This is a genomic window from Brucella sp. NBRC 113783, assembly GCF_040372265.1.
Classification (GTDB): Bacteria; Pseudomonadota; Alphaproteobacteria; order Rhizobiales; family Rhizobiaceae; genus Brucella; species Brucella teleogrylli.
Map to the genome: position 1 here is coordinate 25184 of NZ_BAABRX010000013.1, position 15285 is coordinate 40468.

Below are 15285 nucleotides of genomic sequence, written 5' to 3' on the forward strand. Positions count from 1 at the left end.
TTCCACCTCAAATCTCAGAACAGGAAATAACGCTGCGCCATCGGCACCACGTCAACCGGTTCGCATGTCAGAAGCTCGCCATCGGCGCGCACTTCATAGGTTTCCGGGTCGACTTCCATTTGCGGCATCGCATTGTTGAGGATCATCGACTGCTTGCCAATGCCGCCACGCGTATTGATGACCGCAGCCATCTGCTTGTCCACTCCAATTTTCTCACGCAGCCCACCGTCGATTGCCGCCTGCGAAACAAAAGTGATTGAGGTATTGGTGCGCGCCTTGCCAAAAGAACCGAACATCGGGCGATAATGCATCGGCTGCGGCGTGGGGATAGACCCATTGGGATCGCCCATCGGAGCCGTTGCGATCCAGCCGCCCAGCAGCACCATATCCGGCTTGACGCCGAAGAAAGCCGGGTTCCACAACACCAGATCGGCGCGCTTTCCAACTTCAATCGAGCCGATCTCATGCGACATGCCATGGGCGATGGCCGGATTGATGGTATACTTCGCCACATAGCGTCGGGCGCGGTAATTGTCATTGCCCGGTCTGTCATCGGGCAGACTGCCGCGCTGGCGCTTCATCTTGTCCGCCGTCTGCCAACAGCGGATGATCATTTCGCCGACGCGGCCCATGGCCTGACTGTCGGACGAGATAATCGAAAACGCGCCCATGTCGTGCAGAATATCTTCAGCCGCGATGGTCTCCTTGCGGATGCGGCTTTCGGCAAAGGCGATATCTTCGGGAATGGCGGGGGAGAGGTGATGACAGACCATCAGCATGTCGAGATGCTCGGCCACCGTATTGATCGTATAAGGCCGCGTCGGGTTGGTCGATGCGGGCAGAACATTGGGATATTGGCAGACGCGGATAATATCCGGCGCGTGGCCGCCGCCCGCACCTTCGGTGTGGAAGGAGTGGATGGTGCGTCCCTTGAAGGCATTCAGCGTGTCTTCCACAAAGCCGCTTTCATTGAGCGTATCGGTGTGGATCGCCACCTGCACGTCAAAATGGTCGGCCACGGAAAGGCAATTGTCGATAGCCGCAGGCGTCGTGCCCCAATCTTCATGCAGCTTGAGGCCGCAAGCCCCTGCCAGCACCATTTCCTCCAGCGCGCCCGGCAATGAGGCATTGCCTTTGCCGAAGACGCCGAAATTCATCGCCATGCCGTCGAAGGATTCGATCAGCCGCGCAATATGCCACGGTCCGGGCGTGCAGGTTGTCGCCAGCGTGCCATGCGCGGGGCCGGTGCCGCCCCCCACCATACAGGTGATGCCGGCATTCAGCGCCTCATCCACCTGTTGCGGCGAGATAAAGTGAATATGCGAATCGATGCCGCCCGCCGTGACGATCTTGCCCTCGCCCGCAATGATTTCGGTGCCCGGGCCGATAATGATCGTGACGCCCGGCTGCGTATCAGGATTGCCTGCTTTGCCGATGCCTGCAATGCGCCCGTCGCGCAACCCGATATCTGCCTTGTAGATGCCGGTGTGATCCAGAATGAGCGCATTGGTGATGACCGTGTCGACCGCCCCTTGCGCCCGCGGGAGCTGGCTCTGGCCCATCCCGTCACGGATAACCTTGCCGCCGCCGAACTTGACCTCCTCGCCATAGGTGGTGAGATCGTGTTCGACCTCGATGATAAGTTCCGTATCGGCAAGGCGAAGCTTGTCGCCAGTGGTGGGGCCAAACATCTGCGCATAGGTGGCGCGACTGATTTTAGCTGGCATGAAATTCTCCGTCGGCGCTCTTTGTTTTGACGCACATCTCGTCCGAAAACCGTTTCACACCTTTCGGGATGTGCTCTGGCTCTGAATTAAAGCTTACCCATGATTTTCTGGCGGAACCCATAGACCTCACGCTTGCCGCCAAGCGGAACCAGCGTCACGTCGCGTTCCTGTCCCGGCTCGAAACGCACGGCGGTTCCCGCCGCTATATCGAGCCTGCAACCGCGTGCCTTCTCGCGGTCGAATGCAAGTGCCGCATTCGCCTCGTAGAAATGATAATGGCTGCCAACCTGGATCGGTCGGTCGCCGGTATTGGCAACCTTGATCGTGATCGTGGGCTGCCCCGCATTGAGCTCAATTTCGCCATCAACTGTGAAGATTTCGCCGGGTATCATGGTGCACCTCAACCAGCGATCAGCATCAGTCCGCCAAGCGCGGTCGCGCCACCGGCAACCCGCAGGGCGAGGCGTCCGCTCGGGCCCGACACCAGACGCCCGATGCCAAGACCAAACGCGATACCCGCTGCGTGGAGCAGAGCCGTCGCCAGCGCAAAGCCTGCCGCATAACTGAAGAAGGTCGCAGCGCCGATTTCACCGCCATGCGCATGACCATGAAAAAAAGCGAAGAAACCCGCAATCACCGCGCCGACAAGCGGCGAGACCGGCAGCGCCAGTGCAACGAGAAAACCAAGCACGACCACCGAGGCCAGAATGACCGGCTCGACGAATGGCAGCGGCATACCGAGAAGCGCCGCCATGAAGCCCAGAAGCATGACGCCGACAAAAGCCGCAGGCACGATGAAAAGCGCGCGCCCGCCCTGCATCGCCGCCCAGAGACCGATGGCGACCATCGCCAGAATATGATCCGCACCGAAAAACGGATGCGAGAAACCGGCGGCAAACGAGCCGTGTTCGGCGGGATTGAGGTGGGCAAAGGCAGGGTTTGCAATGAGCGCAAACGCTGCTGCCGTCAGGACCGTCATCTTCTTCATCGTGCACCTTTTCAAAAATTAGATTTCAAAATCAGCGGATCGGCTCATGTACCGTGACAAGCTTGGTGCCATCGGGAAATGTCGCTTCGACCTGAATGTCATGGATCATCTCGGCAACGCCCGCCATCACCTGTTCCCGGCTGATGACATGCGCGCCTGCTTCCATCAGATCGGCGACGGTGCGTCCGTCACGCGCGCCTTCAACAACAAAATCGCTGATCAAGGCGATGGCTTCCGGATGATTGAGCTTCACACCGCGTTCCAGACGGCGGCGGGCAACCATCGCCGCCATGGCAATCAACAGCTTGTCTTTTTCTCTGGGCGTCAAATTCATGACTTGTTTCGACCCTTCTCACCAAAAGCGACACGATGGCCGCGAATTCAAATTGACCAAACTTTGGGCAGCCCTGCCTTTCCATTGAGCAGCGCCAGCAAAGGAACAAGGCGCTTGCGCAAGGCATAACTGTCCGGCGCATAAAGCCGCGCCGCGAGCTTCGAGGCGCCGCCGACCTGCCAGACGCTGGCGCCGCCCTCTCCGCCGATGATCGCGCGTGCGGCCCCCAGTTGCCGTTCGGCCTGATCCGAAACCAGCAGCACAGTGGCAACGGCAAGCCCCCCATCGGCAACCGCTCTCGCCCGCAATTCAGCGGCAACATCAGGCCCAAGGCGGAACTCTTCCGCATGAACCAGACGCCCGCCAAGCCGCACCCGCCAGCGATCACTGAACGATGCCTGTTCGACCGCCTCACCCATGGCGAGCCGCCCGAAAACAGTCGCCTCCACCAGCAGCACGTCCGCGCCTTCCTCCATCTCGACATCCAGCCCCCGCGACAGCGCGGAACGGTTGAACAAAATGGTTTCCTGCGGGAGCCATGCAAGACGCGTGCCTTTTGCAGCCTTGATGCGTGTAGCGATGCGCGCATCGCCGCCGCCGGAGCGATAAATGCGCTCGCAGGCCTGCGTTGTGATGACGGCGGAAGCACCTTCCTGCAATTCCACATCCCAGCGCAGCCGGTCGCCGCCGGTCAGTCCGCCGGAGGTGTTGATCAGGATCGCTTCCAGCGGGTCACGCGCCACTTGCGGCATGCGGATTTTGGCCGCGCCTTCCTGATAAAGCCGGGAAATGCGGGACCGCCCATCCTTGAAATGGACGGTCAGCCCGCCAACGCCGTTGACGCGCTGCGAAGCGAGTTTTTCCAGATTGCCGGTATCGATGGACGTCAACACTGCTTGCGCACCCCGCGGATCAAATCAGATTGCAGGCGAAAGGTACGGCAGGTCATGATCGGCGGAAAGCGGGGATGAAAAAAATTTAGCATGGCCATGTGCGGCCCGATAAATCGCTATCCTGCAACAAAAGATTTCACACGTATAAATAAGCAATAAATTCGATATACAACTAGATATATATGCTTTTGTATTGACATACACACAACAGCGTCAAGAAAGCTTCAATAAACTGAGAAAAGCCTGTTACATTTGAGGCCTATTCCCCGCCCTCAGTTTTAGTCTGGCCAGCGGATTTCCGTGGCCGCTACGGAACGGGGAAAACATGCTTATCAACCGTCGTCACGCTTTGGGTCTCATGGGCGCTGCCGCTGGCACGTTCATCATGCCGGGGGTCGTCCGCGCCAATCAGCGCCGCTCGGTCACCGTCGCGGTTCAGAAGATCACCAACAACAACACGCTCGATATCTGGAATGAACAATCGAATGTCGGCGAGCGCGTGTTCTTCCCGAACCTGTGGGAAGGCCTGATCCTGCGCGACTGGATGGGCAATCAGGGTCCGGTTCCGGGCCTTGCCACGGAATGGAAGCGTCTGGACGACAAGACCATCGAACTGAAGCTGCGTCAGGGCGTGAAATTTCACAATGGCGATGAGCTGACCGCCGAAGACGTGGTCTTCTCCTTCTCCGACGAGCGCCTTTTTGCAGGCACCGAGCCTGCTGGCGGCAAGACGCTTTACGAAGCCAATTTCAAACCGCAGACGGCCAAGGAATTGCCCGCCGCCATTCCGGGCATTTCGCGCCGTCTCTGGCCTGCGCTGCGCGGTGTCGAAGCTGTCGACAAATATACCGTCCGTTTCCACAATGCGACGCCGGATGTGACGCTGGAAGGCCGTCTCTATGCCTTCGGCTCGCAGATCGCGAACAAGCGCGCCTGGGATGAATCCAAGTCTTATGCCGAATGGGCACGCAAGCCGGTCACGACCGGACCTTACAAGGTTGCCGATTATAAGCCGGATGTGGAACTCGTTCTTGAAGCCCATGACGAATATTGGGGCGGACAGCCGCCGCTGCAGCAGATCCGCTTTGTCGAAGTGCCGGAAGTTGCAAGCCGCGTGAACGGCCTTATCTCCGGCCAGTATGATTTTGCCTGCGACCTGCCGCCAGACCAGATCAGCACTGTTACTGCCAATCCGGGCCTCGAAATCCAGAGCTCGACCATCTGGAACCACCGCATCACGGTTTTCAACACGCAGAACGAAATCCTGCGCAATCCGCTCGTGCGCCGCGCCATGACCCATTCGATCGATCGTCAGGCGATTGTGGATGCGCTGTGGGCCGGACAGACGGTCGTACCGGCTGGCATGCAGTTTGAGAGCTTCCGCACCTCCGATATGTTCATCGACGACTGGCAGCCGCCGAAATTCGACCCGGAACTGGCACGCGATCTGCTCAAGCAGGCCAATTACAAGGGCGACGCCATCCCCTACCGTCTGCTGAACAACTACTACACCAACCAGACGCCAACGGCGCAAGTTCTGGTGGAAATGTGGAAGCAGGTGGGCCTCAATGTCGAAATCGAGATGAAGGAAAACTGGGCGCAGGTTCACGACCCGGAAGGCGTCAAGGGCGTCCGCGACTGGTCGGCATCCAACAACATCAACGATCCGATCACCCCGTTGGTGGTCCAGTTCGGCCCGAATGGCGAAGCGCAGCAGAAGAAGGACTGGTCGAACGACGAGGTCAACAAGCTGTCGGTCATCATGGAAACATCCACCGACCGCGACCAGCGCAAGAAGGCCATCAAGCGCATGCTGGAAATCTGCGAGCGGGAAGACCCGGCCTACAATGTTCTGCATCAGAATGCCGTCTTCACCGGCATGAAGAAGGAACTGAACTGGAAAGCCGCACCGGCATTCGCGATGGATTTCCGTTCCACCAACTGGAACGTCTGATCCACTGACCAAGGCTGGCATTTCACTATGCCAGCCTTCTTACTCTCAATGAAAAGGTGCCGCCCGTGGCATTCGTCTCCATCCTGGACTTGAAGGTCTCTTTCAGCGGCGTGCAGGTTCTGCACGGGATCGATCTCGATGTAGACCGTGGCGAGACGCTCGGCCTCGTCGGAGAATCCGGCTGCGGAAAATCCGTAACCTGGCTTGCCGCGCTTGGGCTTCTCCCCGGCAAGGCTTCTGTGTCAGGTTCGGTTAAGGTCGACGGTCAGGAACTGGTCGGCTCCGCCCGCTCCGTCAAGGAAAGCGTTCGCGGCGGGCGCATCGCCATGATCTTTCAGGACCCGAGTTCGTCGCTCAATCCCGTCAAGAAAGTCGGCCATCAGATCGTTGAATCGCTGGCGCTACATCGCGGACTGAAAGACACGGCAGCGCGCAGCGAAGCCATCCAGCTGATGGAACGCGTCGGCATTCCCGATGCGGCCCGTCGTTTCAATCTCTATCCACACGAGTTTTCCGGCGGGCAGTGCCAGCGGCTGATGATCGCCATCGCGCTGGCCGGTCAGCCCGATGTACTCATCGCCGACGAGCCGACCACCGCGCTTGATGTGACGATTCAGGCGCAGATCCTTGATCTTCTGGATCAGATTCGCCGCGAAACCGGCATGGCGGTGGTTTTCATCAGCCATGATCTCGGCGCGGTCAGCCAGATTTGCGAACGCGTCTGCGTCATGTATGCCGGGCGCATCGTTGAAAGCGGCCCGACCGTCGACTTGTTCGACAGGCCGCAGCATCCCTATACGCGCGGCTTGTTCGAAGCCATCCCGCGCCTCGACGGCGGACGTGAGCGCCTGCGCGCCATTCCCGGCACTGTACCCGACCCGCGCAATCTGCCGATAGGCTGCGCCTTCGCGCCCCGCTGTTCGCAAACCAGCGAAGCATGCACGAGCGCAATTCCCGATTTGCAGATGCGCAACGGCCAGAAGGTGGCCTGTTTCCACCCCCATAGCGAAAGCGCGACATCGCATCTCTATCACAGCCGTACTATCCCGACGGAAGGGGCTTTGGCATGAGTTTCCTGCTTGAAGCAAACAATCTGGTTCGGGTTTACCGAAGCGACGGCCTTTTCAAAAAGGCCGATCCGGTCAAGGCGGTGTATGGTGTCAGCCTGCGTGTCCGGCCCGGAGAGACCCTTGGCATTGTCGGTGAATCCGGCTGCGGCAAGTCCACGCTTGGACGCATGCTGCTCGGCATAGACGACGCCACCGAAGGTCAGGTTCTGTTCGACGGCAAGCCATTGCCACGCCGCCACACAGCCGACTGGCGCAAACTGCGGGCACAAATGCAGCTTGTTTTTCAGGACCCGCTGGCGGCACTAGATCGCCGCCTGCCGATCGCGACACAGATCGGCGAACCGCTGCAAATTCACGGGATCGCCTCCGGCGCGGAACTCAAAGAACGTGTCGGCGAGCTGATGCAATCCGTTGGACTGCGCCGCGATCAGGGCGAACGCTATCCGCATGAACTATCCGGCGGCCAGCGCCAGCGCGTCATCATCGCCCGCGCCCTTGCGACCAGCCCAAGGCTGCTTGTCTGCGACGAGCCGGTTTCCGCACTTGATGTTTCCATTCAGGCGCAGGTGGTCAATCTGCTGCGCGACCTGCAAGAAAAACACGGCATCGCCATGGTGTTCATCAGCCACGACCTGAAAGTCGTGCGCAACATCTGCGACCGCGTCGCCGTCATGTATCTCGGCAAGATCGTTGAAGAGGCCAGCTCGGGCGTGATTTTCGAAACACCGCAGCACCCCTATACGAAGGCGCTGGTGTCTTCGGTTCCCATTCCGGGCAAGAAATTCAACCAGCGCATGATCCTCAAAGGTGAACCGCCAAACCCCGCAAACCGCCCGAGCGGCTGCGTGTTTCATCCCCGGTGTCCGGTGGCGGGCTTTCAATGCCCGACAACGATGCCCGATCTGGAATCGACCGGCTTTGACCGGCGCACGGCTTGTCACTTCGTTGAGCCGGCAAAAAGTGCTGCGTGAGGCACCCATGCTTACTTTCATCGCCTCCCGCCTCATCCGTGCGCTGATCACCGTCTTTCTGGTGATGACCTTTGCCTTCGTGGTGCTGCGCCTGTCTGGCGATCCGGCGCAGATCATGCTTGGTCCCGATGCGCCGCAGGAATCCATCGATGCCTTCCGCAAGGCCTGGGGTCTCGATGATCCCATCTGGCTGCAATATCTGTCCTATCTCAAAGGCATATTGAGCTTCGATTTCGGCATCTCGATGCGCGACAAGGCGCCGGCTATCGATCTGGTGCTGCAACGTGTGCCTGCCACGCTCCAGATCACCATTCCGGCGCTGATCATCAAGCTTTGCCTAGGCATTCCGGCAGGTGTCTATGCCGCGCTGCACCGTCAGGGCATCGCTGACCGTGGCGTCATCACCCTTTCGATCCTCGGCTTCACCGTGCCATCTTTCGTGCTTGGCCTCGTGCTGGTGCTGATCTTCTCGGTACAGCTCGGCGTATTGCCGTCCGGCGGCAGCGATACGTGGGTCCACGGTATTCTGCCAACCCTCACCATCGCAATTGGTGGCACGGCCATTCTGGCGCGCTTCTCACGCTCGGCCATGATCGAAGTGCTGGGACAGCCTTATATCCGCACGGCATCGGCCAAAGGCATCAGCTGGAGCGATGTGGTGTGGAAACACGCTTTGCCCAATGCGTCCGTGCCGATTGTCACCATCGTGGGCTTCATGGTGGGCGCGCTCATCGCCGGGGCGGTGGTGGTCGAAACAATCTTCTCATGGCCCGGCATTGGTCGCCTTCTGGTGGTCTCAGTCGCCAATCGCGACCTCGCCGTGGTGCAATGCCTGCTGCTGATTATCGCGAGCTGCATGGTGATCTCCAATCTTGTTGTCGATGTGCTCTATGGCGTTCTCGACCCGCGCCTGCGCACCAAAGCCGCGCATTGAGGAAGGCCATGACCGATACCGCCCTTATCCCTGCCCCCGCCGTCAAGGCGCCCGCGCTCATCACTCGCCTACGCACCTCCATGCCGATGAGCGTCGCCTTTGCCTGTTTCTGGCTCGCGCTGATGCTGTTCGTCGTGATCTTCGCGGATTATCTGCGGCCCTATTCCATCACCAAGATGGACCTGATGGCGCGGCTTGTTCCGGTGGGATCACCGGGACACTGGCTCGGCACCGACGAGTTGGGCCGCGATGTCTATTCGCGGCTGATACAGTCGATCCGCGTGTCGCTGGTCATCGCCTTTGGCGCGACGATCCTTTCTGCCGTCTTCGGCACCTTACTGGGTTTTCTTGCCGCCCGCTTTCGCGGCTGGGTCGAACATATCGTGTTGATGCTGGCCGATTTTCAGGCCGCCCTGCCCTTTATGGTTCTGGCGCTTGCAGTGCTCGCCTTCTTCGGCAATTCCATGCCGCTGCTGATCGGCCTGATGGGTTTCTACGGCTGGGAGCGTTATGCCCGCATCGCGCGCGGCCTTGCCATTTCCGCCGGAGCGCAGGGCTATGCCAGCGCCGTGGTGCAGCTTGGCGCAACACCGTTCCGCGTTTATTTCCGCCACATCCTGCCCAATGTCGCCTCGACGCTGATCGTCTCGATGACGCTGACATTCCCGGAAATCATCCTGATGGAATCCGGCCTTTCCTTCCTTGGTCTCGGCGTTCAGCCGCCGGAATCATCGCTCGGCAACATGGTTGGGTTCGCGCGCGAATATCTGACACGCGCGCCATGGATAATGCTGGCTCCGGCGCTGGTGATCGTTCTCACCACACTTTCGATTTCTCTTCTCGGGGACTGGCTTCGCGACAAGCTCGACCCAACCGTTCAATAGGACATACAGACATGAAAAAGATCATGGCCCATCGCGGCGCGCGCAATCTGTGGGCGGAAAACTCGCTCACCGGCTTTCGCAACGTTCTGGCTCTCGAAATCGACAGCGTCGAGTTCGATCTTCACCTGAGCGATGCGGGGCAGATACTCGTCATTCATGACGCATCGCTCGACCGCACCACCACCGGTTCCGGCAATGTGCGCGCGCTCGACGATGCCGGTCGCCGTGCTGTCCGACTGAAAAACGAACAGGGCACCGTCACAAGCGATCACATCCCGACCTTTGAGGAAGTGCTGGACGTTCTCGCAACGCGCCCGGACGTGCATCTCTATATCGAGCTAAAATCCGATGCCGACGGTAAGCCCTATGAAGGCCTCGTGGAAAAGGCCGTCGAAATCATCCGCGCCCGCAATATTGGCGACCATGTGGTGCTGCACTCCTTCGACCGCAGTGTCGTCGAACGCTGTGCGGAAGTTGCGCCAGAAATCGACCGGCTGATTTCGCTCAACGCGCAATGGGTGGAACGCAATGGCGGGCTGGAAAATTTCTTCCGCAGCGTGGAACCTCTGGTCCGTTATGTTGGCGTGCATCACGAATTGTTCGAAGCCGAATTTGACCGCATCACGTCGCTGTTTCCCGATGACCGCCTTGGCGTCTGGACGCTCAACGACCGCGCGCTGATCGACCGCTGGATGGAGCGCGATGTTGCCTACATCACCTCCGACAGCCCCGATCTGGTGATCGCGTCGCGTCTGGCGCTGGCTGAAGCAGCAGCCTGAAAGGCGATACAAGTACGGTTCTGCCTGCACTTTAGTCCGGAGGCGAGGCAGGACCGCTTTCATCCCATGCCATCCGGTCAATCCAGGAAATTGATTATGTCCGACCTGCCGCTTCTCGGCGCAGCCGTGCCGCTGTCCTATCTCGAAGAAAATCTCGATTTCATCCTGTCGGAAAACCGCGATCTGGAGATCCAGGATTTTGTCCATGTCGCTCTCCTGAAGGCCGACTGGAAGACGCCTGCAAGCCGCATCAAGACTCTGCTCAACGGTTATAAGGGCCGCCTCGGCATTCATGGTCCATTCTGGGGTCTCAACTTCTCCAATCAGGACGAAGACATTCGCAAGATCGTCACCCAGCGCTATCTTCAGGGACTGGAGGTTTGCGAATTCATCGGCGCCACGCAGATGGTGATCCACAGCCCTTATAATTTCTGGACCTATAACAATCTCGACAATTTTGTCGAAAGCGGCCAGCAGATCATCGACTACGCCCATGAAACGCTGGCGCCGGTCGTCAACCGCGCCGAAGAAATCGGCTGCACGCTGGTGATCGAAAATATCGAGGATATCGATACCGATGCCCGCTGCCTGCTCGCCGACAGCTTCCAGTCGTCATCGGTCGCCGTTTCGGTCGATACCGGCCATGCCCATTTCACCTATGGTTCGCTGGGCGCGCATCCGGTCGATTACTTCATCCGTCGTGCGGGCAACCGCCTGCAGCATGTTCATTTGCAGGACGCGGACGGCCATGCGGATCGTCATTGGGGCATCGGCGAAGGCACCATCCGCTGGCATGGCGTTTTCGCGGCTCTGGCTGAACTCGAAAGCAATCCGCGCCTGATCCTCGAACTGCGCGACAAGAACAAGATCATGCCATCGGTCAAGTTCCTGAAGGATGCAGGTCTGGCGCGATAAGCGTCCCACTCATGCTTTGAGGGCTCAACCTGCCCTCGAAGCGCTTGCTGTTCCGGGGCAGTCAGCTTCATCAGCATCTCTACCAGTGCCGAAAAGCGCCCGCCGCAATTTCGCAATCGCTGACGCCAAAGGGCACGCCGCAGCGCCCATCTGTTGCAGAAAAATCGCAAGCCGCAGCGCAATATCATTGAGAGCTAATTTAATGAACTGCTTATAGTTGACTTTTAGAGTCAATTTTATAGTGGAGTCTCATACTCAAATTTGCATCGCCGGATCGGGGGAGCCGAGCGACGCAAGATCGTTGTTCGAGGGACATCCATGCCGACTCCTGCTCTCCGCCTCCCGCTACGCTTTGCACTCGCCAGTTCCACCCTTCTCGCCTCCACTGCCATCGTTTTTGCGCAGGACGCCTCGCAGCCTCTGGTGCTCAACACCGTGACCATCGAGTCGCAGAGCAACGATACGCTGGTGCAGGATGGCTATGTCGCCAAGAAGGATCGCGACGGCACCAAGATCGACACGGAAATCGCCCGGATTCCGCAGTCGATTTCCGTCGTCACGCAGCGCCAGATGGAAGACCAGAAGCCGAACACGCTCAACGATGCGCTGAGCTATACGGCAAGCGCCAATCCCAACAATTACGGTTTCGATACGCGCTATGACGCGTTCTACCTGCGCGGTTTTCCCGCTTATTACAACGGCATGTTCCGCGACGGCCTCCGCGTCATGAACGGCCCTTCCGCATGGCTGAAGGCGGAACCTTACGGCATTGAAGGTATCACGGTGCTGAAAGGCCCGGCCTCGTCGCTCTATGGCGTCAGCGGCCCCGGCGGCATCGTCAATGTCGTCACAAAGCGCCCGAAGGACGAAGATTTCCGCGAAGTGGAACTGCTGTTCGGCAACCATAATCGGTATCAGGCTGCCTTCGACGTATCCGGCCCCGCCAATGACGAGAAGACCTTCCTCTATCGCATCACCGGCCTTGGCCGCATAAGCGATACCGAACTGCCCGGCTATCCCGACGACAAATATTACATCGCGCCAGCCTTCACGCTGAAGCCGGACGAAGACACGAAATTCACGGTTCTAAGCGAGTTTTCCCGCTCCAAGACCGGTGGAACGGCGGCCTTCTACAATCCGTCCTATGGCGAGGTTTCGGATATTTATGAGGGCGACCCTGCCTATAACGACTTCGTTCAGAACCAGGGCCGCATCGGCTATGAGTTCGAACATCGCTTCAACGACCTGCTGACCATCCGCCAGAACCTGCGTTACAGCGATGTCGATGCCGATCTCGAATATAGCGGCCATTACACGACAGCAGGCAGCACAGACCTGTCACGCTACTGGGGCCATTACACCGAGCGGATGAAGAATTTTGTCGTCGATACGATGGCGCAGTTCGATTTCGACACCGGCCCGATGACCCATAAGGCCATTGCTGGCATCGATTATGGCTGGTCGGATTATAACGCCTATAGCGGCCTGTCCTATGTGTCCGTCGAGGACATGCGGGCCCAGGACGTGCCCTATTATGGCGGGCAGAAGATGAATCAGGTCGGCATTTATGCCCATGACCAGATCGAATGGGATAATTTCACCCTGTTCGGCAGCGGCCGTTATGACTGGGTGAAAACCAACACCACCGATGTGGATTATTCGGAAAGCGAACAGAAGGACAGCGCCTTCTCCGGTCGCGTCGGCGCAGCCTACAAGACGGAATGGGGCTTCATCCCCTATGTGAACTATTCCACCTCGTTCTCGCCCAATATCGGCTTCGTCTATGACGATATCGCCAGCGACGACAAACATGTCGCCAAGCCGACCATCGCCACGCAAAAGGAAATCGGCGTCAAATACGAAATCCCCGGCTATAATGCCGTAGTGAGCGCCGCTTTCTTCGATATCGATCAGGAAGACGGTGTTGTCCTCGTCGCCTCGGCAGATCGCAATAAGCAGCGCCAGCTCGATCTCAACTCGCGTGGCTTCGAACTGGAAGCCAATGCCACGCTCGATAACGGTCTCGGCATCATCGCGTCCTACACCCATCTGCGCGTGAAGATCGAAGGCGGCACCGAAGGTACGGAAGGCAACGAGCTTTCCGGCACGCCCAATGACGTGCTGTCGCTGTGGGGCAATTACAAGATCGAGAACGGCGTGCTGGCTGGCCTCGGTTTTGGCTCCGGTGTGCGCTATGTCAGCTCCAGCTATGGCGATGACGAAAACACCTTCAAGAACGACTCGCGTGTCATGGTGGATGCGGCGCTGTCCTATGACTTCAGCTATCGCAATCCGAAGCTCGACGGCATGCAGCTGCAAGTGAATGCGAAGAACATCTTCGACAATCGCGATCCGGTCTGCACCGCTGGCTATTGCTACCAGCAGGAAGGCCGCCAGATATTCGGCAGCCTGCGCTATCGCTTCTGATGACGTCGATGCAGAAACAGGCCGACCAGCCGTCACCGACCGTCGCGCCAGCCCGCGTGTTCCTGACGATCAGCGGGCTCTATGTGGCGCAAAGCGTCATTGGCGGCATCACTTGGTCAGGCTTGCCTGCCATCATGCGCGACAGCGGCGTGCCGCTCGACCGCATCGGCCTCGTTTCGCTGATCATACTGCCATGGGCGCTCAAATTTCTCTGGGCGCCCGCAGTGGAACGTTTCCGGCTGCCGCATAGCGGCGCCGCCCGAACGGCAACCATCATTCTGGGCGGCGGCGCTGTCTCGGTCATCGGCCTCCTGATCATCGGGCTTATCGACCCATCACAGATCTATCCGCTTCTCGGCATATTGATGCTGATCGCCTTTGCAACGGCCACCGTCGATATCGCCTGCGACGGTTATGCCGTGCAAAGCCTGTCGGAAGACAATTACGGTTGGGGCAATGCCGCACAGGTCGGCGGCGCCTATCTCGGTTCGGCGATCGGCGCCGGATTGTTTCTCGTTCTCGTCGGTGCATTCGGCTGGCGTATCGCCATCTGGACAATGGCGCTGATCCTCGTGCTGCTCGGCCTGCCCTTCGCGCTTTTCGCCCGCAAAGGTTCTGTCGCGGAAACACGCCCGCATGTGCCGTCGCTGGCGGCAGCACTGCGGCGGCGTGATATCCGGCGCGGACTGGCGGCGGCAGCGGTCTATGTCATCGCACAGAAGGCGGGGCTCGCAATGCTTGGACCCTTCCTGATCGATAGCGGTCTCGACCTCACCACCGTCGGATTGCTGAACGGCGCCGGAAGCATGTTTGTCGGCCTTGCCGCAGCACTTGCCGGTGGCGGTCTGGTGCGCGCCTTCGGCATGCGCAAGATACTGGCTGTAGCGCTCTTGCTTCAGGCTCTGTGCTTCCTGTTTTTCGCCATACATGCCGGCGACAAGACCGCCAGCGTGCAATTGATCGCGGTTGCGATTATCAGCTCATCCGGTGTGGTAGCGCTGGGTTTCGTTGCGCTTTATGCGCAATTTATGCTGTGGTCTGACCCGCGCCAGGCAGGAGTGGATTTCACGCTGTTCCAATGCATGGATGCGCTGATCAGCATGGCGGGCGGTGTGGCGGCGGGTTATGCCGCCCAGTATTTCGGCTATGGCGTCTTCTTTTCCATCGTCGGCGCCCTTGCGCTGGCGGCCATCCCCGCAATGTGGGCGCTCTGCGCAACCCATTTGCGCGGCCGGCCTTGAAACGCGGCACCACCGGAATTTTTTAAAGAAAACCATATTGATAAAATCCAGCTCTGCCATAGCTCTCCGTTAGCTTGGCCTGATTTATCGTTTGCTTAATAGCGAACTTTGGATCTGGTCGCGGTGTAGATCAAATGCGTATCGCGGGGATCGCATGAAAAACAAACC

General features: G+C 58.9%; 14 protein-coding genes. 9 read left to right on the forward strand and 5 right to left on the reverse strand.

Translation table 11 applies throughout. From position 1 onward, the window contains the following. Window positions 1–14: 14 nt before the first annotated feature. The 5 genes from ureC to ABWW11_RS23120 all read right to left on the reverse strand — a co-directional run bounded on the left by ureC (window position 15) and on the right by ABWW11_RS23120 (window position 3939). On the reverse strand, window positions 15–1727 hold the full coding sequence (gene ureC, locus ABWW11_RS23100) for an urease subunit alpha (RefSeq protein WP_109366972.1): 1713 nt from the start codon (window positions 1725–1727) through the stop codon (window positions 15–17). Window positions 1728–1813: 86 nt separating this feature from the next. Further along, window positions 1814–2119 carry an urease subunit beta gene (locus tag ABWW11_RS23105; RefSeq protein WP_109366971.1) on the reverse strand — a complete coding sequence of 102 codons (306 nt, stop codon included), beginning with the start codon at window positions 2117–2119 and terminating at the stop codon, window positions 1814–1816. A gap of 8 nt (window positions 2120–2127) precedes the next feature. Further along, window positions 2128–2715 (reverse strand): HupE/UreJ family protein, encoded by a 588-nt coding sequence (locus ABWW11_RS23110; protein ID WP_109366970.1) that lies wholly within the window; start codon window positions 2713–2715, stop codon window positions 2128–2130. Window positions 2716–2746: 31 nt separating this feature from the next. After that, entirely contained in the window at window positions 2747–3049 is a 303-nt protein-coding gene (locus tag ABWW11_RS23115) for an urease subunit gamma (RefSeq protein WP_109366969.1), read from the reverse strand. Window positions 3050–3096: 47 nt separating this feature from the next. Then, window positions 3097–3939 carry an urease accessory protein UreD gene (locus ABWW11_RS23120; RefSeq protein WP_109366968.1) on the reverse strand — a complete coding sequence of 281 codons (843 nt, stop codon included), beginning with the start codon at window positions 3937–3939 and terminating at the stop codon, window positions 3097–3099. A 328-nt stretch (window positions 3940–4267) separates the two neighbouring features. Here ABWW11_RS23120 and ABWW11_RS23125 point away from each other — a divergent pair, with 328 nt between their 5' ends. The 9 genes from ABWW11_RS23125 to ABWW11_RS23165 all read left to right on the forward strand — a co-directional run bounded on the left by ABWW11_RS23125 (window position 4268) and on the right by ABWW11_RS23165 (window position 15117). After that, entirely contained in the window at window positions 4268–5896 is a 1629-nt protein-coding gene (locus ABWW11_RS23125; RefSeq protein ID WP_109366967.1) for an ABC transporter substrate-binding protein, read from the forward strand. 65 nt (window positions 5897–5961) lie between these two features. Beyond that, complete coding sequence (locus ABWW11_RS23130) at window positions 5962–6966, forward strand: ABC transporter ATP-binding protein (protein WP_109366966.1); 1005 nt, start codon at window positions 5962–5964, stop codon at window positions 6964–6966. Further along, the gene (locus tag ABWW11_RS23135) at window positions 6963–7937 is read left to right on the forward strand and encodes an ABC transporter ATP-binding protein (protein ID WP_109366965.1); all 975 of its coding nucleotides are present in this window, start codon (window positions 6963–6965) and stop codon (window positions 7935–7937) included. The genes ABWW11_RS23130 and ABWW11_RS23135 overlap by 4 nt, the downstream gene beginning before the upstream one ends. 7 nt (window positions 7938–7944) lie before the next feature. Then, window positions 7945–8871 carry an ABC transporter permease gene (locus ABWW11_RS23140; protein WP_109366964.1) on the forward strand — a complete coding sequence of 309 codons (927 nt, stop codon included), beginning with the start codon at window positions 7945–7947 and terminating at the stop codon, window positions 8869–8871. An 8-nt stretch (window positions 8872–8879) separates the two neighbouring features. Further along, window positions 8880–9755 carry an ABC transporter permease gene (locus ABWW11_RS23145; RefSeq protein ID WP_109366963.1) on the forward strand — a complete coding sequence of 292 codons (876 nt, stop codon included), beginning with the start codon at window positions 8880–8882 and terminating at the stop codon, window positions 9753–9755. Between the two features lie 11 nt (window positions 9756–9766). Further along, the gene (locus ABWW11_RS23150) at window positions 9767–10534 is read left to right on the forward strand and encodes a glycerophosphodiester phosphodiesterase family protein (RefSeq protein ID WP_109366962.1); all 768 of its coding nucleotides are present in this window, start codon (window positions 9767–9769) and stop codon (window positions 10532–10534) included. A gap of 96 nt (window positions 10535–10630) precedes the next feature. After that, a complete protein-coding gene (locus ABWW11_RS23155; RefSeq protein ID WP_109366961.1) occupies window positions 10631–11449 on the forward strand; it encodes a sugar phosphate isomerase/epimerase family protein in 819 nt (272 codons plus the stop codon). Between the two features lie 318 nt (window positions 11450–11767). Then, window positions 11768–13876, forward strand: coding sequence for a TonB-dependent siderophore receptor (locus ABWW11_RS23160; protein ID WP_109366960.1), 2109 nt, complete (start codon window positions 11768–11770; stop codon window positions 13874–13876). Continuing rightward, window positions 13876–15117, forward strand: coding sequence for an MFS transporter (locus ABWW11_RS23165; RefSeq protein ID WP_371831099.1), 1242 nt, complete (start codon window positions 13876–13878; stop codon window positions 15115–15117). The genes ABWW11_RS23160 and ABWW11_RS23165 overlap by 1 nt, the downstream gene beginning before the upstream one ends. Window positions 15118–15285 lie beyond the last annotated feature (168 nt).

Excerpts from the sequence above, each read along its gene's own strand:
- ABWW11_RS23165 (WP_371831099.1), top strand. The coding sequence starts at position 13,876 with ATGACGTCGATGCAGAAACAGGCCGACCAGCCGTCACCGACCGTCGCG.
- ABWW11_RS23125 (WP_109366967.1), top strand. The coding sequence starts at position 4,268 with ATGCTTATCAACCGTCGTCACGCTTTGGGTCTCATGGGCGCTGCCGCT.
- ABWW11_RS23110 (WP_109366970.1), bottom strand. The coding sequence starts at position 2,715 with ATGAAGAAGATGACGGTCCTGACGGCAGCAGCGTTTGCGCTCATTGCA.
- ABWW11_RS23140 (WP_109366964.1), top strand. The coding sequence starts at position 7,945 with ATGCTTACTTTCATCGCCTCCCGCCTCATCCGTGCGCTGATCACCGTC.
- ureC (WP_109366972.1), bottom strand. The coding sequence starts at position 1,727 with ATGCCAGCTAAAATCAGTCGCGCCACCTATGCGCAGATGTTTGGCCCC.
- ABWW11_RS23135 (WP_109366965.1), top strand. The coding sequence starts at position 6,963 with ATGAGTTTCCTGCTTGAAGCAAACAATCTGGTTCGGGTTTACCGAAGC.
- ABWW11_RS23155 (WP_109366961.1), top strand. The coding sequence starts at position 10,631 with ATGTCCGACCTGCCGCTTCTCGGCGCAGCCGTGCCGCTGTCCTATCTC.
- ABWW11_RS23115 (WP_109366969.1), bottom strand. The coding sequence starts at position 3,049 with ATGAATTTGACGCCCAGAGAAAAAGACAAGCTGTTGATTGCCATGGCG.
- ABWW11_RS23145 (WP_109366963.1), top strand. The coding sequence starts at position 8,880 with ATGACCGATACCGCCCTTATCCCTGCCCCCGCCGTCAAGGCGCCCGCG.
- ABWW11_RS23150 (WP_109366962.1), top strand. The coding sequence starts at position 9,767 with ATGAAAAAGATCATGGCCCATCGCGGCGCGCGCAATCTGTGGGCGGAA.
- ABWW11_RS23160 (WP_109366960.1), top strand. The coding sequence starts at position 11,768 with ATGCCGACTCCTGCTCTCCGCCTCCCGCTACGCTTTGCACTCGCCAGT.
- ABWW11_RS23105 (WP_109366971.1), bottom strand. The coding sequence starts at position 2,119 with ATGATACCCGGCGAAATCTTCACAGTTGATGGCGAAATTGAGCTCAAT.